The organism is Streptomyces sp. NPDC007856 (genome assembly GCF_042868225.1).
In the GTDB taxonomy this organism is placed as follows: Bacteria; Actinomycetota; Actinomycetes; order Streptomycetales; family Streptomycetaceae; genus Streptomyces.
Window position 1 is genome coordinate 798,331 of the sequence record NZ_JBIAEC010000001.1, and the last position, 21,362, is coordinate 819,692.

At 72.0% G+C, this 21,362-nt stretch carries 19 protein-coding genes; 9 read left to right on the plus strand and 10 right to left on the minus strand.

Annotated elements, in window-relative coordinates; translation table 11 throughout:
• Window positions 1-74: 74 nt before the first annotated feature.
• The 5 genes from ACFYOH_RS03815 to ACFYOH_RS03835 are packed head-to-tail and all read left to right on the plus strand — an operon-like array spanning window position 75 to window position 6,333.
• Entirely contained in the window at window positions 75-3,503 is a 3,429-nt protein-coding gene (locus tag ACFYOH_RS03815) for a nitrate- and nitrite sensing domain-containing protein (RefSeq protein WP_388620814.1), read from the plus strand.
• A complete protein-coding gene (locus tag ACFYOH_RS03820; RefSeq protein WP_388620815.1) occupies window positions 3,500-3,997 on the plus strand; it encodes a roadblock/LC7 domain-containing protein in 498 nt (165 codons plus the stop codon). Before ACFYOH_RS03815 ends, ACFYOH_RS03820 begins: the two co-directional genes overlap by 4 nt.
• On the plus strand, window positions 3,994-4,404 hold the full coding sequence (locus ACFYOH_RS03825; RefSeq protein WP_388620817.1) for a DUF742 domain-containing protein: 411 nt from the start codon (window positions 3,994-3,996) through the stop codon (window positions 4,402-4,404). Before ACFYOH_RS03820 ends, ACFYOH_RS03825 begins: the two co-directional genes overlap by 4 nt.
• Window positions 4,385-5,044, plus strand: coding sequence for an ATP/GTP-binding protein (locus tag ACFYOH_RS03830; RefSeq protein WP_388620819.1), 660 nt, complete (start codon window positions 4,385-4,387; stop codon window positions 5,042-5,044). The genes ACFYOH_RS03825 and ACFYOH_RS03830 overlap by 20 nt, the downstream gene beginning before the upstream one ends.
• A 35-nt stretch (window positions 5,045-5,079) precedes the next feature.
• Window positions 5,080-6,333 carry a styrene monooxygenase/indole monooxygenase family protein gene (locus ACFYOH_RS03835; RefSeq protein WP_388620821.1) on the plus strand — a complete coding sequence of 418 codons (1,254 nt, stop codon included), beginning with the start codon at window positions 5,080-5,082 and terminating at the stop codon, window positions 6,331-6,333.
• Between the two features lie 110 nt (window positions 6,334-6,443).
• On the opposite strand, the gene ACFYOH_RS03840 is transcribed toward ACFYOH_RS03835, so the two are convergent.
• The 4 genes from ACFYOH_RS03840 to ACFYOH_RS03855 all read right to left on the minus strand — a co-directional run bounded on the left by ACFYOH_RS03840 (window position 6,444) and on the right by ACFYOH_RS03855 (window position 9,803).
• On the minus strand, window positions 6,444-7,577 hold the full coding sequence (locus tag ACFYOH_RS03840) for an NlpC/P60 family protein (RefSeq protein ID WP_388621083.1): 1,134 nt from the start codon (window positions 7,575-7,577) through the stop codon (window positions 6,444-6,446).
• Window positions 7,578-7,710: 133 nt separating this feature from the next.
• Window positions 7,711-8,013, minus strand: coding sequence for a hypothetical protein (locus ACFYOH_RS03845; protein ID WP_388620823.1), 303 nt, complete (start codon window positions 8,011-8,013; stop codon window positions 7,711-7,713).
• 10 nt (window positions 8,014-8,023) lie between these two features.
• Window positions 8,024-8,677, minus strand: coding sequence for a TetR/AcrR family transcriptional regulator (locus ACFYOH_RS03850; RefSeq protein ID WP_388620825.1), 654 nt, complete (start codon window positions 8,675-8,677; stop codon window positions 8,024-8,026).
• A gap of 187 nt (window positions 8,678-8,864) precedes the next feature.
• A complete protein-coding gene (locus ACFYOH_RS03855) occupies window positions 8,865-9,803 on the minus strand; it encodes a diiron oxygenase (RefSeq protein ID WP_388620827.1) in 939 nt (312 codons plus the stop codon).
• Between the two features lie 124 nt (window positions 9,804-9,927).
• On the opposite strand from ACFYOH_RS03855, the gene ACFYOH_RS03860 reads away from it, so the two are divergent.
• On the plus strand, window positions 9,928-11,037 hold the full coding sequence (locus ACFYOH_RS03860; protein WP_388620829.1) for a ferritin-like domain-containing protein: 1,110 nt from the start codon (window positions 9,928-9,930) through the stop codon (window positions 11,035-11,037).
• Between the two features lie 662 nt (window positions 11,038-11,699).
• Window positions 11,700-12,602 carry a hypothetical protein gene (locus tag ACFYOH_RS03865; protein ID WP_388621085.1) on the plus strand — a complete coding sequence of 301 codons (903 nt, stop codon included), beginning with the start codon at window positions 11,700-11,702 and terminating at the stop codon, window positions 12,600-12,602.
• A gap of 22 nt (window positions 12,603-12,624) precedes the next feature.
• Here the strand turns inward: ACFYOH_RS03865 and ACFYOH_RS03870 are convergent, their stop codons facing one another.
• The 5 genes from ACFYOH_RS03870 to ACFYOH_RS03890 all read right to left on the minus strand — a co-directional run bounded on the left by ACFYOH_RS03870 (window position 12,625) and on the right by ACFYOH_RS03890 (window position 18,194).
• On the minus strand, window positions 12,625-14,082 hold the full coding sequence (locus tag ACFYOH_RS03870; RefSeq protein ID WP_388621087.1) for a penicillin-binding transpeptidase domain-containing protein: 1,458 nt from the start codon (window positions 14,080-14,082) through the stop codon (window positions 12,625-12,627).
• A gap of 23 nt (window positions 14,083-14,105) precedes the next feature.
• Window positions 14,106-15,467: an FtsW/RodA/SpoVE family cell cycle protein gene (locus ACFYOH_RS03875; RefSeq protein ID WP_388620831.1), complete on the minus strand. Its 1,362-nt coding sequence runs from the start codon at window positions 15,465-15,467 to the stop codon at window positions 14,106-14,108.
• 68 nt (window positions 15,468-15,535) lie between these two features.
• Entirely contained in the window at window positions 15,536-16,786 is a 1,251-nt protein-coding gene (locus ACFYOH_RS03880; protein ID WP_388620833.1) for an ATP-binding protein, read from the minus strand.
• Window positions 16,783-17,556 (minus strand): hypothetical protein, encoded by a 774-nt coding sequence (locus ACFYOH_RS03885; RefSeq protein ID WP_388620835.1) that lies wholly within the window; start codon window positions 17,554-17,556, stop codon window positions 16,783-16,785. The genes ACFYOH_RS03880 and ACFYOH_RS03885 overlap by 4 nt, the downstream gene beginning before the upstream one ends.
• A gap of 128 nt (window positions 17,557-17,684) precedes the next feature.
• A complete protein-coding gene (locus tag ACFYOH_RS03890; RefSeq protein ID WP_388620837.1) occupies window positions 17,685-18,194 on the minus strand; it encodes a protein phosphatase in 510 nt (169 codons plus the stop codon).
• 100 nt (window positions 18,195-18,294) lie between these two features.
• On the opposite strand from ACFYOH_RS03890, the gene ACFYOH_RS03895 reads away from it, so the two are divergent.
• The gene (locus ACFYOH_RS03895) at window positions 18,295-19,098 is read left to right on the plus strand and encodes an NERD domain-containing protein (protein ID WP_388620839.1); all 804 of its coding nucleotides are present in this window, start codon (window positions 18,295-18,297) and stop codon (window positions 19,096-19,098) included.
• Window positions 19,099-19,134: 36 nt separating this feature from the next.
• On the opposite strand, the gene ligD is transcribed toward ACFYOH_RS03895, so the two are convergent.
• Window positions 19,135-20,022, minus strand: coding sequence for a non-homologous end-joining DNA ligase (gene ligD, locus ACFYOH_RS03900; RefSeq protein ID WP_388620841.1), 888 nt, complete (start codon window positions 20,020-20,022; stop codon window positions 19,135-19,137).
• A gap of 197 nt (window positions 20,023-20,219) precedes the next feature.
• On the opposite strand from ligD, the gene ACFYOH_RS03905 reads away from it, so the two are divergent.
• On the plus strand, window positions 20,220-21,293 hold the full coding sequence (locus ACFYOH_RS03905; protein WP_388620843.1) for a Ku protein: 1,074 nt from the start codon (window positions 20,220-20,222) through the stop codon (window positions 21,291-21,293).
• Window positions 21,294-21,362 lie beyond the last annotated feature (69 nt).

A 21,362-nucleotide genomic window follows, 5' to 3' on the forward strand; every position in this document is an offset into this window, starting at 1 on the left:
GAACCGGGTGTACGCACCACTTGGCACCGAGATGACGGAGTGCCACCCGGGTCCTTGGCTAGTCGAGTTCAGGAATGCGAGCACCGGTGCAGATGAAGCGGCCTCGGCGCACAGGCAGGCAGACGGCCCCCACGGGGACCGAACCGCAGACCCCCGTGGGCACCGGCCGCCCCAGCCATGTGCGCACCCGACTGATCGTCGCCGTCGCCGTGGTGGCCGCCGCCGTCGCGGGAGCCGGCGTGCCCTCCCTGCTCACCGCCTCCCAGGACGTCAGTGACTCCCAGGACCTGGTGACGCTGGCCGGCCGCACCCAGGACGCCCTCGCCCTCGCGAACTCCCTCGCCGACGAGCGCGACGAGGTCACCTCCTACATCGCGGCGGGCCGCCCCGAGTCCAAGGCACCCTCCGAGGACCGCAGCGCCCGCGTCGACCGCCAGGTCGAGGACCTGCGCGCCGAGGACGACACCCCGGCGAGCCTGCGCGGCGACCTCGACGGCATCGCCGCCGTCCGCCGGGCCGCCCTCACCGGCAAGACCACGGCCCTCCAGGCCCACCAGGCGTACTCGGCGGCCATCACCGAGCTGCACCGCCTCGCCGAGCAGCTGGCCGATCGGACACCACCGCGGGCCGGCTCCGGCGCCCATGCGCTCGCCGAGCTGGACACCGCCGTCCAGCAGTCCGCCGCCGCCCGCGGCCTGCTGCTCGCCGCGCTGAACGTGCCGTCCACCACCCGGACGGTGATCAGCCCCGTCACCGGGCTGCCCACCACGACCTCCACCACCTCCGAGGCCGACCGGAAACAGCGCGACCGACTGACCGCCGCCGCCCAGCAGGCCCGGCTGCGCGCCGACGCCGCCCTCGCCGACTTCCGCGCGACCGCGCCCAAGGCGGCCGTCGACTCCTACGACTCCACGGTCACCGGCCCCGAGGTCAACTCGGCCGAGAAGTACCTCGCCACGCTCACCGACCAGCCGACGCTGGCCGACAGCGAGCTGACCACCAGCACCAAGAAGCTGGACGCGGCCCTGTCCGCCCGCGTCGACGAGATGCGCGGCGCGGAGTCGGCCCTCTACGACCACCGCACCAAGGACCTGGCGAAACTCCGCGACGACGACGTCACGGCGCTGGAGATCCGCATCGCCGTGCTCGGTGCGCTCATGCTGGTCGCGGTCGGCCTGGCCACGGCCATGGCCCGCACCCTGACCCGCCCCCTGTCGGTGCTGCGCCGCGGCTCGGCCCGCCTGGCGGAGTCCGGCGACCCGGCGTCCCAGGAGCCGATCGCCTTCACCGGCCGCAACGACGAGTTCGCCCAGGTCGTCCGCTCGGTCAACGCCCTGCACGGGCACGCTGCGGCCCTGCACGAGCGCGTGGCCACGCTGGAGACGGACCGCAAGCACCTGGTCGGCCAGCGCCAGAGGATGGCCGACGCCCGCGAGGAACTCCGCGCCGAACTCGCCGAGTCCGCCGCCCAGCTGGAGCGGCTGCGCACCAGCATCGGCGGCACGTTCGTCAACCTGGCCCTGCGCACCCTCGGCCTGGTCGAACGCCAGCTCGCGGTCATCGAGGGCCTGGAGGAACGCGAACAGGACCCCGACCGCCTCGCCACGCTCTTCAAGCTGGACCACTTCGCCACGGTCATGCGCCGCCACAGCGAGAACCTCCTGGTGCTGGCCGGCGCCGAGCACGTCCAGCAGCACCACGGCCCGGTGCCGCTGGTCGACGTGGTCCGGGCGGGCGTCAGCGAGATCGAGCGCTACGAGCGGGTCCGGATCGCGGCGCTTCCCCCGCACGCGCATGTGGCGGGCTTCGCGGCGGACGACCTGTCCCACCTGCTGGCCGAGCTGATGGAGAACGCCACGTCGTTCTCCCCGCCGGACGTGCCCGTCGAGCTCTCCGGCTGGCTGCTGGAGAGCGGCGAGGTGATGCTCTCCGTCCAGGACGAGGGCATCGGCATGGCGGCCGACCGCCTGGACCTGCTCAACGCCCGCCTGAGCGACTTCGACTCCGAGAGCCACTACGACAACGAGGGCGACGCCGGCCTCGGCCTCGGCCTGTACGTCGTCGCCCGCCTCGCCCACCGTCACGGTGTCCGGGTGCAGCTGCGTGAGCAGAAGCAGGGCGGCATCGCCGCGGTGGTCGTCCTCCCGGCCACCCTGCTCAGTGAGGCCCCGCCCACCGCCCTGCCTCCGCAGGCCTCGTCCGCGAGCACCACGGGCACCTTCTCCCTCCCCGGCGCCGACGCCGAGGCCAACTCCAACGTCCTCCACGGCCGCACCAAGGACACCGACCCCCTGGTCGCCCTGGCGGAACGAGCGGTGGCACAGGCCTCCGACACCAGGACCAAGTCCGACCCTGTCGAGCCCGCCCCGCCAGCGGAACCAACGGCACCCACGGCCGAGACCAGGACCGCCTACGGCGACCTGACCGACACGGAGAACCCCCTCGCCCCCACCGGCTCGACGGAGCACGCGACGCGGGACGCCTTCGGCGTGCGGACCGGGGAATCGGTGCGGGATGCCTTCGGAGGGCCGGTCGGTGACGCGGCGCAGGACGCCTTCGGTGGTCCGGCCGATGACTCGCTCGGGGTGCGCGGTGGCTCGGGGCGGGATGCCTTCGGCGGGTCGGCCGGTGACTCGGTGCGGGATGCCTTCGGAGGGCCGGCCGGTGACGTGGCGCGGGACGCCTTCGGTGGCTCGGCCGATGACTCGCTTGGGGTGCTTGGTGGCTCGGCCGGGGATGCGGTGCGGGACTCTTTCGGGGGGCCGGCCGGGGATGCGGCGCGGGATGCTTTCGGGGGGCCGGCCGGTGACGCGGCGCGGGACGCCTTCGGTGGCTGGGCCGGGGATGCGATGCGGGACTCTTTCGGCGGGTCGGCCGGTGACTCGGTGCGGGACGCCTTCGGAGGGCCGGCCGGGGATGCGGCGCGGGACGCCTTCGGGGGCTCGGTCGGACGCTCGGCGCGGGACGCCTTCGGTGTTCCGAGCGAGCAGGTGGCCCAGGAAGCGGCGGAACACGCGGTCCATGAGCAGGCCACGTCGGCCGGCCACGACACCGAGACCCGCCCGAAGGCGCCGCCGGAGACCTTCGCGGAGTCGACGATGGAGCTGCTGCTCCCGGACCTGACGCAGGGACCCACGGCCGAGCGCCCGGACGCGCCGCGGGCACTGCCGATGGACCCGCCGGCCGCCGACGGCGGACGCGCCCCACAGGGGCCACCCGCACTCGACGACGAAAGCCGCACGGGTGGTGCGGGTGGGAACGAATCCGCCGAAGGCGAAGCCGAGGCGGTCACCGCCAAGGGCCTCCCCAAGCGCACCCCCAAGATCACCGTACCGACCCAGGCCCCGCGCCAGCGGACCCGCTCTGTGGACGCCGAAGCCCTCCGCAGGAGACTCGGCGGGTTCCGCCAGGGCGCCCAGGCCGGCTACCGCGAAGTAGAGGCAGAGATCACATCACGTACCGAAACAGCCACGGGGGGCACAGCCGAGGAGGCAAGCAGTTGACCGCGCCCAGTACCTACGGACTGAGCAGTGAAGCCCGCAACCTGCACTGGCTGCTGACCAACCTGGTGGAGGAAGTCCCCGGCATCGAGTCGGTCGCCGTGGTCTCCTCCGACGGCCTGCTGCTCCTCTCGTCCGACCCCGGCCACACCGAGCAGTCCCGCCAGACCCGTCCGGGGAAGGGCCCCCGCGGCTCCTCCGCCGACCTGGCCACCATCGTCTCCGGCATCGGCAGCCTCACCATCGGCGCCGCGAAGCTGATGGACCTCGGCGGCGTCAAGCACACGATGATCGCGATGGAGGAGGGCAGCCTGTTCGTGATGTCGATCAGCGACGGCTCGCTGCTCGGCGTGCACGGTTCCGCCGAGTGCGACATGAGCGTGGTGGCGTACCACATGGCGCTGTTCGTCGGCCGCGCCGGCCACGTCCTCACCCCGGAACTCCGCAGCGAGCTGCGCAAGTCCCTGGAGGCCGAGTCGCCGGGGAGCGCCCGATGAGCGGCCCCGCGAGGAAACTCCCCGTGCGCGGCGGCGACCGCAAACCCGCCCGCGTCCGCCCCTACTCGCTCACCGGCGGCCGTACCCGCTTCGGCCACGTCCTCCTCGTGGAGACGTTCGTGGCGGCCCTCGAAGCCCCCGAGGAGCGCAAGGAACTGACGAATGGCTCCCTCAGCAGCCGGGTGATGCCCGAGATGCAGGCCATCGTCGAACTGTGCCGCCGTATGCGCACGGTGGCCGAGATAGCCGCGCTGCTGAGTATGCCGCTCGGCGTGGTCCGCGTACTCCTGAGCGACCTCGCGGACCAGGGAAAGATCCGTGTGTACGGCACCGGGACCGGTCACGGCACCGGCCGTCCGGACCGCGCTCTGCTGGAAAGGGTGCTGAGTGGACTCCGTCGTCTCTGACGCCGCCGCCTCCGCCGTCGGAGGCGCTCCCCTCGTCGCCGGATTCACCGAGGCCGACGAGGATCTGAAGTCCTGGCAGACGGACCGCACCCGGGCCCCCATCGCCACGAAGATAGTCGTGGCGGGAGGCTTCGGTGTCGGCAAGACCACCCTGGTCACCGCCGTCTCGGAGATCACGCCCCTGCAGACCGAGGCGCTGATGACCGAGGCGAGCGAGGAGACCGACGACCTCACCGCCACGCCTGGCAAGCTCACCACCACCGTGGCCATGGACTTCGGCCGCATCACGCTCGACGACGACCTGGTGCTCTATCTGTTCGGCACGCCGGGCCAGCAGCGGTTCTGGTTCATGTGGGACGACCTCGTGCGCGGTGCGATCGGCGCCGTCGTGCTGGCCGACACCCGCCGCCTGAAGGACTGCTTCCCGGCGCTGGACTACTTCGAGAGCTGCGGGCTGCCGTACGTCGTCGCCGTCAACCACTTCGACGGCAGTGAGCTGTTCGAGCCGGACGACGTACGGGAGGCGCTGACGATCCCCGCGCACATCCCTGTCATGATCATGGATGCGAGGCGTCGGATCTCGGTCATCGAGACACTGCTGTCCCTGGTCGGCCACGCGCTGGACGAAACCCCCGAGTAGTCCCCGAGCAGTACCCGTTAGGAGTCCCCACCCGCATGCGGAAGATACTCGTCGTCGGAGCCGGCCAGTCCGGTCTCCAGCTCGCCCTCGGCCTGCAGTCGCACGGCTACGAGGTCACCCTGATGTCGAACCGGACCGCGGACGAGATCCGCACCGGCCGGGTCATGTCGACGCAGTGCATGTTCCACACGGCACTGCAGCACGAGCGCGATCTCCAGCTGAACTTCTGGGAGTCCCAGGCCCCGAAGATCGAAGGACTCGGCGTCTCGGTCGCGGCCCCGGGCTCGCACGACCCGGGCCCCACGCAGCGGGCGATCGACTGGGTGGGCAGGCTGGACGGGTACGCGCAGTCGGTCGACCAGCGGGTGAAGATGGCCGGCTGGATGGAGACCTTCGCGCAGCGCGGCGGCCAGCTGGTCATCCACGGCGCGGCGGTCGGCGACCTCGACTACTTCTCCCGTACGTACGACCTGGTCCTGGTCTCGGCGGGCAAGGGCGAGCTGGTCCAGATGTTCGGCCGCGACGCCTCCCGCTCCCCGTACAGCGAGCCGCAGCGCGCGCTGGCGGTGTCGTACGTCCACGGTCTCGGCCCCCGCCCGGAGCACCCGGACTTCCTGGCCGTCCGCTGCAACCTGGTCCCCGGTGTCGGCGAGCTGTTCGTCATGCCGACGCTCACCACCTCCGGCCCGGCCGACATCCTGTTCTGGGAGGGCATACCCGGCGGCCCGCTCGACGTCTTCAACGGCGTCAAGGACCCGGCGGAGCACCTCTCCCTGACCCTGGAACTCATGGAGAAGTTCACGCCCTGGGAGTACGCGCGGGCGACGAAGGTCGAACTGACGGACGCGGGCGGCACGCTGGCCGGCCGCTACGCCCCCACGGTCCGCAACCCCATCGGCCGCCTCCCCGGCGGCGGCCTGGTCCTGGGCGTGGCGGACGTGGTCGTGGCCAACGACCCGATCACCGGCCAGGGCTCCAACTCGGCGTCCAAGTGCGCGGCGTCGTACCTCGCCTCCATCCTGGAGCAGGGTGACAAGCCGTTCGACGAGGAGTGGATGCAGGCCACGTTCGACCGGTACTGGAACACCGCGCAGCACGTCACCAAGTGGACGAACGCGATGCTCATGCCGCCGCCGGAGCACATCCTGAACCTCATCGGCGCGGCCGGCCAGCTCCAGCCGGTCGCCGACCGCTTCGCCAACGCCTTCAACGACCCCTCGGACTTCGAGAACTTCTTCTACGAGCCGGAGAAGACGGCGGCCTACCTGGCCTCGGTCACCGGCGCCTGACCGACGTTCATCGCCCTCGGACGGCCCACGGACGGCCCCGGCTGCACCGGGGCCGTCTCGATCGGGCACGTTTCCACCTGGGCCGCTGCCGGCCCACCCATGACAGAGGTCTAGTCGGATTCGGTGGCGGGGGCCTGGTCGTCCGGTCGTACGGCGCCGAGTACCGGATGGGACGCCAGCGGTGACAGCTGGACGTTCGCTCCGGGTCTCGGTGCCTCTACGACCTTGCCGTCGCCCACGTACATCGCCTCGTGGGTCGCGTCCGGGAAGTACACCACCAGGTCACCGGGGCGGAGGTCGCCGAGCGGGATCCGCTTCAGGCGCTGCCACTGCTCCTGGCTGGTGCGGGGGATGGATCTGCCCGCGTATTGCCAGGCCTCGGCGGCGAGGCCCGAGCTGTCGTAGCCGTCGAGGACCTGCACACCCCACATGTACGGCTTGCCGAGCTGGTACAGGGCATAGCGCACCGCGCGGGCGCCCTCGGGGGAGGGCAGGCGGTTCGCGGGGAGGGAGCCCGCGGTGGCGAGCTTGTGCTGGGCCTCGGTGACGCCCCGCTGTTCCAGCGCGGCGACCGCGGCCAGCTGGGCCGGGGTGAGGGAGGCCAGCAGGCGTTCCACATCGGCCAGTTTTCTCTGCACGTCGTCGCGCTGCTTCTGCTGCCGGTCGGCGAGGGTGAGCTGGGTGTCCAGGGCCGTGCGGGCCAACCGGGCCAGGATGCCCCGCTGCTTCTCCGTGGCGGTCAGCCGGTTCACGGCACGGGCCTGCGCGCGGACCAGCTCACCGATGACATGGCCCTCGTCCAGCGCGTGCTGCGGATCGGGCGCGAGGAGCACGCGGACGTACGGGCCGAGGCCGTCGGTGCTCTGGTACTGCCGGCGGGCCAGCAAACCGGCATCGGTCCGGCTGTCCTGCAGGGCGAGGCGGGTGCGGGCGAGGTCACCGTCGAGGCGGGCCACCGAGGCGCGCTGGCGCTTCAGCTTCTCGGCGGTGGCGTTGTAGGTCTCGGTGGCCTCTTCGGCCTGACGGTACAGCTGCTGAAGGGACGTCAGCAGCTGGGGCACCGAATGCCGTTGGGCTTGGGCCGGTACGGACTGCTGTTGGCCCGATACAGGCTGCTGAGGGCCCGGTGCCGGCCGCTGAGGGCCTGGTCCGGGCCGATGCGGGTCCGGGGCGGCCGCGGTGGGGGCGGGCACGAGGACGGCCTGGGCCGCCAGCACGGTCGTACAGGCCAGGCGCAGAAGCATCCCTGACACGTCATCACCTCGGGTGCGGGGAGGGGATCCCGGCGGGCGGGCTGGTCGCCTCCTATCGCACCGCGATAATCAGATGTATCCGTGGGGGACGCGCTCCTGGCGTGCGCGGTTCGGCGCAGGCCTGTCACTCCTTCGTGTCGTCCGGCTCGCCGGGTGGCGTGACGGCCGGCTTCGACCAGGGCCACCGGAGCCTTCCGCCGGAGGTGTCGTCGGGGTCGTACTGGTACTTCCACCCCTGGATCAGGCCCAGCCGCCTGCTGTGCCCCCTCGGCACACGGTGGTAGACGAGCACCGTGGGCGGGCCGCCGTCCGGGTCCGGGACGGGGATGCGGTACGTCTTCGGGGGGTGCCCGGTGGGCCCGACCATGACCGGCAGCACCCGCCCGTCCATGGGGCCGCCCTCGAAGGGGGTGTCCTGACTCTTCACGGCTTCAGTGTCAGCCTTCCGCGCCGAGTGCGCTGATGACGGCGGCCGTCTGCGGGTCCCGGGCCGCGGTGACCGTGAGTACGGCCACGAACTGCTCCACCAGCCAGGCGCGCAGCTCCTCGACCGGGGGCTGCTTGTCCTCGTCCAGCCAGATCAGGGAGGCCGCCTCCACGGCCGTGATCCAGGTCCGGACGGTCATCCGCAGCCGGGGTCCGGGCTCGGCGACGCCGAGGTGGCTGTAGATGTGCTCGGCGGCGGCCCGCCGCACCCCGTCCACGATGGCCGTGGTCCGCGAGGTCTCCACCACGCTGCCGCCCTGGAGCAGCGCGCTGAAGCCGGTGTCGTGTTCGTCGACGAAGCTCAGATAGCGGTCCAGGGCGCGGGACAGGCGGGGCAGCAGAGGGCCCTCGCGGGGCTCGTCGAAGCACAGCCGGAGCTCGTCGGCGGCCGAGCGCAGGGCGGCCTCGTACAGCTGCTGCTTGCCGCCCGGGAAGTACCGGTACACCAGGGGCCGCGAGACTCCGGCGGCCTCCGCCACGTCGTCCAGCGACACGTCCTCGGGGGCCCGGTGGGCGAAGAGGTTCAGGGCGGCGGCGAGGAGCTGGCTTCGCCGCTCCTCGACGCTCAGGCGGCGGTAGGCGGGGGTGGCGGCGGACGGGGTCATGGCCGTCAGCCTAATCGCTCCGCTCGGGGGGCCGGCTCTTGTCTGCCGGTCCGTTGTGGCTGGTCGCGTACACGGGGCGGAGCCGCACATCGATACGGCCCCGCGCCCCTCGGGGAACCGCAGCGCCGTCGGCTTCGAGGCGCGGCACCCCACAGCGAGCAGCGCCAACCCCCTGCCCGGCCCGGACCTACGCCAGCAGCCCCGACGACCTCCACAGCCGCCGCCCGACCCCCCGCAGCACCCCGATGTCGTCCAAGAAGTCCGTCAGCCGCTTCGCCCCCGTCTGCATGACCTCGCGCCGGTGCCCGCTCGCCTTCACCTGGGCCATGGCCTCCCGCTTGTCCAGGCCCACGTTCGTGTAGACCTCGGGGTTCACGAAGGCCACCGAGAAGACTCGGGCGAACTCGCCGGACGTGACCCGGGTGAACTCCTGGGACCACTTCGGCGCCGTCATCATCTGGCGCCGCAGTTCCTCACGGGCGTACCGGACGTGCCGGGCCTCCTCGACCACGTGGATGCGGGTGACGCCGCGGATGAGGGGCTGGATCCGCTCGTCCGGGAACGTCAGCCGCTGCATCCAGTCCAGGACCTCCTCGCCGAGGAGGGTGGCGGTGAAGGAGCCGGGCGTGGTGGAGATGGTCTTGAAGACGCGGCCGAGGTTCTGGTGGACGCGGCTCACCGGGTACCAGGGCGTGCCGCCGTGCGAGATCAGGCGCGCGAACATCTTGGAGTGCCGGCACTCGTCCTCGATCTCGGTGAGGGCGTAGCGGACGTGCGCGCTCGTCGCGGCCTTGTCGTAGATGTGCCGGACCAGCAGCTGCATCAGGATGATCTCGAACCAGATGCCGAGCGAGGCCAGCGCCGCCGCCTCGTGCTGGGAGAGCAGGATGCGCTGTTCCTCGCTCATCCGCTTCCACATCGGCGTGTCGTACAGCGAGACCAGTTCCGGCGGCCAGAACCACTTGCCCTCCTCGAAGGGCGCGTCCCAGTCCAGCTCCTTGTCCGGGTCGAAGGAGTGTTTGGCGGAGGAGACGAGCAGCCGTTCGGCCACCTGCTCCCGGTCCTTGAGCAGGCCGAGCGCATCGCGCAGACCGTCCAGCGCGTCCGCTTCCGTCAGGGTCGTCATGGCTCCCTCACCTCGTTACCGGGGGGTACGTCGTCATGCCTCTTATGAGACTGCCTGTCAGCAAGCCCGTCAATCCCTTGCACGTGACTTGTTGACTTCGCGTCTACGTGTGAGCCTGCGAGGTATGCCGACCCATGACCTGTACGCCAACGACCCCGGTGACCCCCTCTGGCAGGTGCCCGCGAGCGGCGCCGCCCGGTTCAGCTGGGAGTACGACGACGGCCGCGAACGCCTGCTCGCCCTGTACCAGAAGGGCAAGGACAAGCAGTGGGACGGGCAGCAGCGCATCGACTGGGACCTGGAGGTCGACCCGTACGACGCGCTGGGCACGCCCGAGGAGGCCATGTCCCTGTACGGCACCAAGTACTGGGACAAGATGACGGAGCGGGACAAGGGCGAGCTGCGGCGGCACTACGCCTCCTGGCAGTTCAGCCAGTTCCTGCACGGCGAGCAGGGCGCGATGATCTGCGCGGCGCGGATCGTGGAGTCGGTGCCCGACCTGGACGCCAAGTTCTACTCCGCGACCCAGACCATGGACGAGGCCCGGCATGCCGAGATCTACGGCCGGTTCCTGCACGAGAAGATCGGGCTCGTCTACCCGATCAACGACAATCTGCAGTCGCTGCTCGGCGACACGCTTCGGGACAGCCGCTGGGACATGCCCTATCTGGGCATGCAGGTCCTCATCGAGGGGCTGGCGCTGGCCGCGTTCGGGATGATCCGGGACACCACCGACAAGCCGCTGCCCAAGCAGATCCTGACCTACGTCATGCAGGACGAGGCCCGGCACGTGGCCTTCGGCCGGCTGGCCCTGAGGGACTACTACAAGCAGCTCACCGACGCCGAACTGCGCGAGCGCGAGGAGTTCGTCATCGAGGGCTGCTATCTGATGCGCGACCGGCTGCGGGGCGTGGAGGTCCTGGAGAACTTCGGCATCCCCAAGGCCGAGGCGGAGGAGCTGAGCGAGCGCTCGGAGTTCCTCCAGCTGTTCCGCAAGCTGCTGTTCAGCCGGATCGTGCCGTGCGTCAAGGACATCGGGCTCTGGGGCAAGCGGCTCCAGCAGGCCTATGTGGACATGGGCGTCTTCGAGATGGGCGACGCCAACCTGGATCTGCTGATGGCCCAGGACGAGGAACTCGCCGAGCAGTTGGACGCCCAGCGCTTCGCCGCCGAGGAGCGGGAGCGGATCGCGGAGGTTCGGGAGGCGATCGAGTCCGGGGCGGCGGAGAGCTGAGGCGCGTGCGGACCTTGGTGGCGGAGGGCTGCGGCGGTGGAGGGTTGAGGCGGTGGAGGGCTGCGGCGGGTGGGCGGCTGCGGCACGCCCGGGCGCCCCGCGCCTTTCGGCGGGCCCTCAGCCGCCCCGCACCCCGCCGCCGATCCCAGCCCCGCACGTTCCGCCTGGTTCCCTGGGCGCCGGGCTGAGGCGTGTGGAGGGGTGCGGCGGGTGGGTGGCTGCGGCACATCCGGGCGCCCCGCGCCTTTCGGTCGGCCCTCAGCCGCCCCGCACCCCGCCGCCGATCCCAGCCCCGCATGTTCCGCCTCGTTCCCTGGGCGCCGGGCTGAGTCGGGTGCCGGGCTGAGGCGTGTGGAGGGGTGCGGCGGGTGGGCGGCTGCGGCACGCCCGGGCGCCCCGCGCCTTTCGGCGGGCCCTCAGCCGCCCCGCACCCCGCCGCCGATCCCAGCCCCGCACGTTCCGCCTCGTTCCCTGGGTGGAGGGTCGAGCTGGGTGGAGGGTTGAGGTGGCGGAGGGCCGAGGCGGGTGCAGGGCTGCGACGGTGGAGGCTGAGGTCCAGCGCGGGACGTTACGCCCGACACCCGGGCGCCCCGCGCCTTTTGGCTGGGGCTGAGGTGACTGGCGGGTCGTTCACCCCGGTGCAGTAGCGTGCGGACGTGTCCATGCCTCCGCCGCAGCAGCCGTACCCGAACGGCCAGCCGTACCCCAACGGCCCCCAGCAGCCGCCGAACCCGTACGGCCCGCCTCCGCAGGCCGCCCCGGGCCCGTACGGCCAGCAGCCCCCGCAGGCCGCCACCGGTCCCTACGGCCAGCAGCCCCCGCAGGCCGCCCCCGGCCCGTACGGCTCCCCGTATCCGCAGCAGCAGCCGTACCCGCCCCAGCAGCCCTACGCCCAGCAGCCGTACCCGGGCTGGGGTGCGCCGCCCATGGCCCCGCTGCCGAAGAAGCGGCGGGTCGGGCTGATCCTCGGGATCGTGGGCGGCGTCGTCGTGGCGGTCGTCGTGGTGCTCGCCCTGATCGGGATGGCGGTGGAGAGCGGCTTCCCCGAGGCGAAGAACAAGCTCACGCTGCCCCAGACCCTGCTCGACGGCAAGTACCGGCTCGCCAAGGACCTCTCCGCCACCGAGGGCAAGAAGATCGAGGACGAGGCCGACGGCGCCTGGGACGCCAAGGACACCCACGGAGTCGTCGGCACCTACGCCCTGGGCGGTGACGCCGCCAAGGGCAACGTGGTGGTGTCGGGCATGTACGGCCGGTTCAAGAACGCCGACCTGGTCCGCCGGGAGGCGATGAAGGGCTTCGCCCAGGGCGGTAGCAACCCTGAACTGGCCGTCGCTCCCAAGGAGTTCCACCTGCAGATGACGATCAGCTGCGAAGTCGTGACCCAGGAGCAGACAGGCACGAAGATCACCATCCCCGCGTGCGTCTGGGCCGACGGCAACACCAGCGCCACCGTGGCCTTCGTGGACACGCCGCTCGCCTCGCAGAACCCGTCGGACGTCGATCTGGCGGCGCTCGCCAGGCAGACCGTCCAGATCCGCTCCGAGGCGGTCGAGCCGATCTGACCGTCGGCCCCTCGGCCGGTGCTCACCGGCCGAGGACCGCCCGCATCACATCCCGCGCGATCGGTGCCGCGTCGCCGGCGCCGCTGATCTCGCCCCGGTTCGCCGAGGCGTCCTCCACCACCACCGCGACCGCCACCTGCGGGTCCATGGAGTCGTCGGCCTGCGCCCAGGAGACGAACCAGGCGTACGGAGCACCGGAGTTGCCGACCCCGTGCTGCGCGGTGCCGGTCTTGCCGCCGACCAGGGCGCCGGGGATGGCCGCCCGGGTGCCGGTGCCCTCCTGGACCACGTCGGCCATCAGCCCCTTGAGCTGTTCGGCCGTGGCAGGGTTGATCACCTGCCGTACCGGATGCGCCCCGCTCCCGGCCACCGTCTCACCGCTGTGCCGGGTCGTCCGCTCCACGAGGTACGGCGTCCGCAGCTGCCCGCGGTCCGCGACGGCCGCCGCGACCATCGCCATCTGCAGGGGCGTGGCCCGCGTGTTGTACTGCCCGATCGAGGACAGCGCCAGCTGCGCCCGGTCCACGTGCGGGTCGAAGGTGCTGGGCGCGACGGAGAAGGGGATGCGCAGCCCGGGGTCGTCGAACCCGAACGCCCGCGCCGTGGCGACCATGTTCTGCACCCCGACGTCCACGCCCAGCTTGGCGAACACCGTGTTGCAGGACCACTCGAAGGCCGACCGCAGCGAGGCGTCCCGGCAGCCGTCGGCCTCGTTGGTCAGCCGGGTCGTGGAGCCGGGCAGCCGGTACGGGTCGGGGGAGTCGGTGCGCGCGTCCAGGTCGGTGACCAGACCCGCGTCCAGCGCCGCGGCCGCGGTGACCACCTTGAACGTCGACCCCGGCGGATAGGTCTGCCGTACCGCCCGGTTGAGCATCGGCTTCTGCGGGTCGTGGTTGAGCCGCTGCCACTGCGAGGCCACCGCCTTGCCGTTGCCGGACAGCACCCCAGGGTCGTACGACGGACTCGACACCAGCGCCAGGACGCGGCCCGTGGCCGGCTCGATCGCGGCCACCGCGCCCTTGCGCCCGGCCAGCCCCCGGTACGCCGCCTGCTGCGCGGCCCGGTTCAGCGTGGTGACGACGTTCCCGGCCGGAGCGAGCCCGCGCGTCATGTCGTTCCACAGCGGCAGCGGCGCCAGCACCGGATCCGTGCCGGAGAGCACCCCGTCCCCGGCGTGCTCCAGGAACGTGGTGCCGTACGACTGCGAGGAGAAGCCGGTGACCGGCGCGTACAACGGGCCGTCCTTGTAGCTGCGTTCGTAGCGCAGCTGCTCTCCGGTGTCCACGGAGCCGGTGACCGGCTGGTCGCCGACCAGGATGTCGCCGCGCGGATGGCCGTAACGGGCGATCTCGGCGCGCCGGTTGGCGGGATTGCCGTCGTAGACCCCGGACTGCACCACCTGCACCCGGGCCGCGTTCACCAGCAGGGCCGCCAGCAGCAGCGCGCAGAACCCGCAGGCGTGCCGGATGTAGCGCCCCATCGGCCGCCCGCCGCCGTAGTCGCTCACGCCGCCTCCTGCCCGTCGTACTGGCTGCGCGCCGAGTCGCTCACCCGGATCAGCAGCGCCACGATCGCCCAGTTGGTGACCACCGAGGAGCCGCCCTGGGCGAGGAACGGCATCGCCATGCCGGTCAGCGGGATCAGCCCGGTGACCCCGCCCGCGATCACGAACACCTGCAGCGCCAGGATCGAGGCCAGCCCGACCGCGAGCAGCCGGCCGAAGGGCTCGCGCAGGGCGAGGCCCGCCCGGTAGCCGCGCTCCACCAGCAGCGCGTACAGCACGAAGATCGCGGCGAGCCCCGCGAGCCCCAGCTCCTCGCCCGCCGTGGCCAGGATGAAGTCCGACTTGACGGCGAAGCCGATGAGGACGGAGTGCCCGAGCCCGAGCCCGGTGCCGAGCATTCCGCCGGCGGCGAAGGCGAACAGCGACTGGGAGAGCTGGTTCGGTCCCTGCCCGGCCTCGATGGTGGCGAACGGATGCAGCCAGTCCTCGATCCGCTGGTTCACATGCGGCTCCATCGGCCCGACGGCCATCGCACCGAGGACGGCGAGCAGCAGGCCGACCGCGATCCAGCCGGTCCGCCCGGTGGCGACGTACAGCAGCACCACGAACAGCGCGAAGAACAGCAGCGAGGTGCCCAGGTCCCGCTCCAGGACCAGCACGCCGACGCTGACCAGCCAGATGGTCAGGATCGGCCCGAGCACCCGCCCGGTCGGGAACTGCAGTCGCCACAGCCGGCGGCCCGTGTACGCGAGCGCGTTGCGGTTGGCGGCCAGATAGGCGGCGAAGAACACCGCGAGCAGCACCTTCGCGAACTCGCCGGGCTGGATGGAGAACCCGGCGATCCGGATCCAGATCCGGGCGCCGTTGATGGGCGGGAACAGGATCGGCAGCGCGAGCAGCCCGAGCGCGGTGGCCACGCACAGGTAGGCGTACCGATGGAGCACCCGGTGGTCGCGCAGCACCAGCACGACCCCGATGAACAGCGCGATGCCGAGCGTGGACCACACCAGCTGGGCCGGGGCCGCCTGGCCGCTCGGGGTCTCCCGGTCCAGCCGGTAGATCAGGACCAGCCCCAGCCCGTTGAGCAGCACACCGATCGGCAGGAACAACGGGTCGGCGTACGGCGCCCGGATGCGCACCGCGAGATGCGCGCACAGCGCGAGCCCGGCGAGCCCGGCGCCGTAACCGGCGGCGCCGGGCGGGACGGTGCCGGTCCGGGCCAGACCCACCGCGCAGTAGCCGTAGACGGACAACAGCACGGCCAGCACGATCAGGGCGAGTTCGACGCCACGACGCCGGGGCAGGCGTACGACGGGTGCGGGAGCCTGCTTGGCCGCCACGGTGGTTCCGGCCTTGGTCATGCCCGGAACCTACCCAAACAGGACGTCTTGTGTGTTGTGCCGGCCGGCGCCAGCGTGGCGTGGGGGCTTTACCGCCCCTCGACCACCGGCAGGACCAACGTGGCGACTGCCCCACCGTCCACCGCGTTGCCGAAGAACAACCGCGCCCCCAGGACCTCCGCCTGCCCCGCGGCAATCGTCAGCCCCAGCCCGTGGCCGGTCGCCCCACCCTCCGTGCGGAACCGCTGCGGCCCATGAGCCACCAGATAGTCCGGATACCCGGCCCCGTGATCACGTACCGTCACCACGGCCCCGTTCACCGTCAGGACTACCGGCGGCGCCCCGTGCTTGTGCGCGTTCGCCACCAGGTTCCCCAGCACCCGCTCCAGCCGCCGCCGGTCGGTCTCCACCCGGGCGTCGGCGAGGACGCGCACCTCCGTGTCGGTGCCCGAGGCCCGTACCACCCGCCGGGCCAGCGCCCCCAGCTCCTCGGTGTCCACCGCCGGCTTCTCCCGCCCGGTGTCCAGCCGGGAGATCTCCAGCAGGTCCTCGGTGAGGGTGCGCAGCGCCGCCACCCGGTCCCGCACCAGCTCCGTCGGCCGGCCCGGAGGCAACAGCTCCGCCGCCGCGTGCAGCCCGGTCAGCGGGGTGCGCAGCTCGTGCGCCACGTCCGCGGTGAACCGCTGCTCGCTCAGCAGTTTGCTCTGCAGGCTCGACGCCATGGAGTCCAGCGCCGCCGCCACCGCGGCCACCTCGTCCTGCGGCCGGGACGAATCCCTCGTACGGGGGTCGTCGACCCGCGCGTCCAGGTCGCCCGCGCTGATCCGCCGGGCCACCCGGGCCGTGCCGTGCAGCCGCCGGGTCACCCGGGTCACCGCGAACACGCCGACCAGCACCGTCGCCCCGATCGCGAGCGCCGACGACCACAGGATCGAGGTGTCGAGCCCGCTGATGGTGCGGGACTGCTGCGAATAGTCGACCGCCACGGCGAGCGCCCGGTGCCCGGCCACCGGGCCCGCCGCCCACATGGTCGGGCGTCCGTCGTGCTGGGAGACCATGGTGCCGCGCTCGCCGGCCGCCGCCAGGGCGCGCAGCGGCGCGGGCAGCCCCTCGGGGTCCACCCCGGCGTTCGGCAGCAGCGTGTCCCCGGCCTCGTACGCCTCGGTGGCGTCCGCGAGGCGGGCCAGGGCCTTGCCGCGGGCCTGGCCGACGGTCTGGTTGGTCACCGACACATGCACCAGGACGCCGAGCAGCGCGGCCAGCGCACAGCACATCACCGTGATGAACGCGGCCGCCTTCACGGCGAGCGGCCCGGCCCAGCGGGGCAGTGCGAGCCTCATCGCGCGCTCGCGGAGGAGGAAGCGGAAAGGGAGGACGGTGAGACGGGCGGTGAGACGGACGGTGAGGGCGAGGCCGAGGGCTTCTTGGCGCGCCGGCCCTTACCCGTGTGCAGGTACTCGTCGCGGGAGAAGACCATCGCGCGCTGCCCCGGGTCCCACACCCAGGTCGTGCGGTACTCGTAGCCGGAGATGTCGGCCGGCGAACGCTCGATCAGTGACCGGCCGGCCAGCTCCACGCCGAGGATCGCGTCGTTGTCGGCCAACACCTGCACCAGCCTGTGCTTCTCCACGGTGTAGACCCGCACGCCCGTCTGGTTGGTCGGGTAGAGCCGGAAGCCCAGCGTCATGTCGTCCCGGCCGTCGCCGGTGAGGTCCCGGTAGTACGGCTTCAGCAGCGGGCAGCGGGCCTGGTCGCCGCCCGGCCGGCAGTCCTTCAGCCGGTCCACGGTCGCGTGGTACGCCCCCTTCGACCCGTAGTCGTCCGGATGCGCCTTGATCTCGGCCTCGACCACCCTCACCGGGTCCACCTTGCGGATGTCGTCGCCGGGAACCGTGATGCCCTTCACGACGCTCCTGGTCGCCACGTCGTAGGGGTACGCCGGGCTGGACGCCGGACGCAGGTCCGGCCACAGCTTGGCGGGGCTGACGGCGGCCGGGGTGGTGCCCGCGCCCCGCAGCTCGCCGGCGTCCCCGCAGGCCACCGCCGTCACCGACAGCAGGGCGACGACGGCCGCGGTGAGGGCGGCGCGCGCGGGACGGCGGGCTGGCACGGTGCTCCTGGGGTGTCGGGGTCGGTCGGGGCCCCGTACACCTTATTCGTAGACGCGGAAAATTCTTATGTAAGTCGTACGTAAGTCCTTTTTGCACCCGTGGGGGGTAGGTGCTGCTGGGAGAGAGGCTACTCGGCCAGCTCCTCCAGCAGCCGCACGGTCGACAGGCCCGCGCGCAGGTACTCCACGAACAACTCGTTGTGCAGCGCCCACGCCGACCGCCGGGCCCGGATCAGCCGGATCACCTCGTCCGGCGCGGCATGCCCCCGCTGGACCAGCGCGTGCGCGACGACCAGACCCGAGCGGTTGTACCCGTGATAGCAGCGCACGAGCACTCGGCGACCGGCGTCCAGCGCCTCGTTCGCCGCCCGGGCCAGCCGGATCACCCCGGCGAGCTGCGTCCCGTCCAGCGGGCCGTCCGGTATCGGCCACACATGGTGCTCGACCCCCGGATCGGGGCCGTACCCTGGCAGCCGCAGCAGCGTCTGCACCACATCGAACTCATCACGTACGACGGCGAGCTCCGGCCGTCCCGAGCGGCCCAGGAACTCGTGCCCGCCCATCCACAGGCCGGGCACGATCTCGTTCCACGGGCTCTCCGGAGCCGGTACGTCGGGCTGCTTCCCGCGGATCCGCAACGGCGCCTCCCCAACTCCCCCAACCGGGGCCGCCCTCCACGGTAACCGGTCTTGCCCCAGGAGCACCCCGCCTGTTCCCATGGTCCAGGGGTGATGGCGCATGAGCGCACTGCGCGTGGTGCCGGCCTATCGGCACGGCCGGGAACGGCTGTACGTCTGCCGCCCGGACGGAAGCAATGTCGCCTGGTACGACCGTGAGACGGGCCGGGTCAACCTGCTCGGCGAGGACAGCCGGGACGACGTACTCCAAGCCCTGAAACCGTTCCTGACCGGCCCGGTGACCGTCGGCCCACCGCCCGTGCCGACCCCCGCTGAACTCGCCCGGCTGACCCTGCACCCCGACGACGACCTGGCGCCCAACCGCCCCGGCGAGGCCCTGCTCGTCGCCCTCGACCGCGACCCCGGCCCCACCCACCGGCTGCGCCCCGACCCGCGCCGGCGCGCCCTGGCCGCCGAGGAGACCGTCGGCACGGCCCTGGACGGCCTGGAGGGGGCCGGCTGGCACACCCTGCACTCCATCGCCCTGCCCGGCGGCGACCGCATCCACCATCTGCTCCTCGGCCCCGGCGGCCTGTACGCCGTACACGCCCTGTACGCCCGCAAGGCCCGCGTCCTGATCGCCGACCCGATGGTCACCGTCGGCCGCCGCGAGACCGAGCCGCTGCTGCGCCGGCTGCGGTCCGTCGCCGACCGGGCCTCCTACGCCCTGACCGCCGAGGTCCGCCCCGTACTGGCCCTGGCGGGCCCGGCCGAGCTGACGGTGACCGCCCCACCACGCGCGGTACGGATCCTCCAGGACACCGAGCTGGCGGGCCTGGCCCGGTTCGGCGGCGTGCTGAAGCCGGCGGACGTGGAGGCGCTGCACGGGATGGCACGGGACCGGAATACGTGGGGGAGGGTGTAGGCCGGGGACGGATCGGGGGGTGTCCGGGGGCGTGGATCAGGGGAGTGGGGCCGCCCCATCCGGGTCCAGCATGGGTGCCATCAGGTCACCGAGGTCCTGCAGCCGCGGCGCGATGTCCTCCGCCTGGAACTCCAGCTGAGCCGGGTCGCGGCAGTCGGCGACCTCCTCCCAGGTCACCGGCGCGGACACCAGCGGGGCCCGGCGGGCGCGCAGCGTGTACGGGGTGGCCGTGGTCTTGCGGGCCGCGTTCTGGCTCCAGTCGACGAACACCTTCCCCGGCCTGAGGCTCTTCGTCATCCGGTGCACCACCAGCCGCGGCATCGCCCGCTCGGCCTCGACGGCGAGCGCCTTCGCGTACTCGCTTGTCCGCTCGGAGGACGAGCCCCGGACGGAGGCCAGCAGGTGCAGCCCCTTCGACCCGGCCGTCTTCGGGTACGCCTCGATGCCGTCCGCCGCGAGCCGCTCGCGTAGCCACAGGGCCACCTGGCAGCAGTGGACGACCGTCGCGGGCGCGCCCGGGTCGAGGTCGAAGACCAGCCGGTCGGCCTCGTCCGGGGTCTGCACCAGCCACTGATGGGTGTGGAACTCGGTGACGAGATTCGCCGCCCAGACGAGGCTCGCCAGATCCTGCAGCACCACCATCCGAGCCGGACTGTCCGCCGAGGACCGCGGCACCTCGGCGGTGGTGACCCACTCGGGCGTACCCGGCGGAACGTTCTTCGTGAAGAACAGCTGCCCCTCCGGTCCGTCCGGATAGCGCAGAAAGGACACGGCCCGGTCGCGCAGGTGCGGCAGGAGCACGGCGGCGCTGGTCGCGTAGTAGTGCACCAGCTCCGCCTTGGTGAAGCCGGTCTCCGGATACAGCACCTTCTCCAGGTTGCTGAGCGCGACCCGCCGCCCCTCCACCTCTGTGATAGGCGTCATACCATGACAATCCCAGACGAATAGGGTTAAGCGGTGTAACCGGCATATTCGTCGTAGCCGGTGGATCCTGTGGATCCGGAAGAAGCCGCGGATCCAGCGGATCTGCCGGATCCAGCGGATCCAGCGGATCCAGCGGATCCAGCGGATCCAGCGGATCCGGCAGATCAGATGGATCCGGCAGAGGAAGGGTGCGGCACGTGCGATCCATATGGAACGGGGCCATCTCCTTCGGGCTCGTCAGCATCCCGATCAAGCTGGTGAACGCCACGGAGAGCCACTCGATCTCCTTCCGCCAGATCCACACCCAGGACAACGGCCGCATCCGCTACCGCAAGGTGTGCGAACTGGAGGACCGCGAGGTCAGCCAGGCCGAGATCGGCAAGGGGTACGAGGACGCGGACGGCACGATCATCCCGATCACCGACGACGACCTCTCCCACCTGCCCATTCCGACCGCCCGCACGATCGACATCGTGGCCTTCGTACCGGCCGACCGGATCGACCCGCTCCAGATGGACGCGGCATACTACCTGGCGGCTGGCGGCGCCCCCGCGGCCAAGCCGTACATCCTGCTCCGCGAGGCCCTGAAACGCAGCAACAAGGTGGCCATCGCCAAGTACGCCCTGCGCGGCCGCGAACGCCTCGGCATGCTCCGGGTGGTCGGCGACGCCATCGCGATGCACGGCCTGCTGTGGCCGGACGAGGTCCGCGCCCCCGAGGGCGTCGCCCCCGACACCGACGTCACCATCCGCGACAAGGAACTCGACCTCGCCGACGCCCTGATGGACACCCTCGGCGAGGTCGACCTGGAAGACCTCCACGACGAGTACCGGGCGGCCCTGGAGGAGGTCATCGCCGCGAAGGCCTCCGGCGAGGCCCCACCGGAGGCCCCGGCACCGGCCGCCGGGGGCAAGGTGCTGGACCTGATGGCCGCGCTGGAGAACAGCGTGCGAACGGCCCGCGAGTCGCGCGGCGTGGCACCCGCCGCGGGCGAGGCCGAGGTCAGACCCCTGCCGAGGAAAGCCGCACCCAAGGCGGCGGGCGGCAAGAAGTCCACGTCCACGGCGAAGAAGGCAGCCACCGCGAAGAAGCCCGAACCGGCCCGCAAATCGACGTCGAAGGCGACGTCCAGGGCGACGTCGAAGGCGACGTCCAAGACGGCTCAGGGGGCGAAGAAGAGCACGACGGCCAAGACGGCTCAGGGTGCGAAGAAGACAGCAGCGAAGGAGACGGCAGCGAAGAAGACCGCGTCGCGCAAGCGGACGGCTTGAGGGAGCAGCTTCGTCGGCGAACCCCGCAACAGACCCTGAATGCGGTCTGCCCACCGAGCCGTACGGACC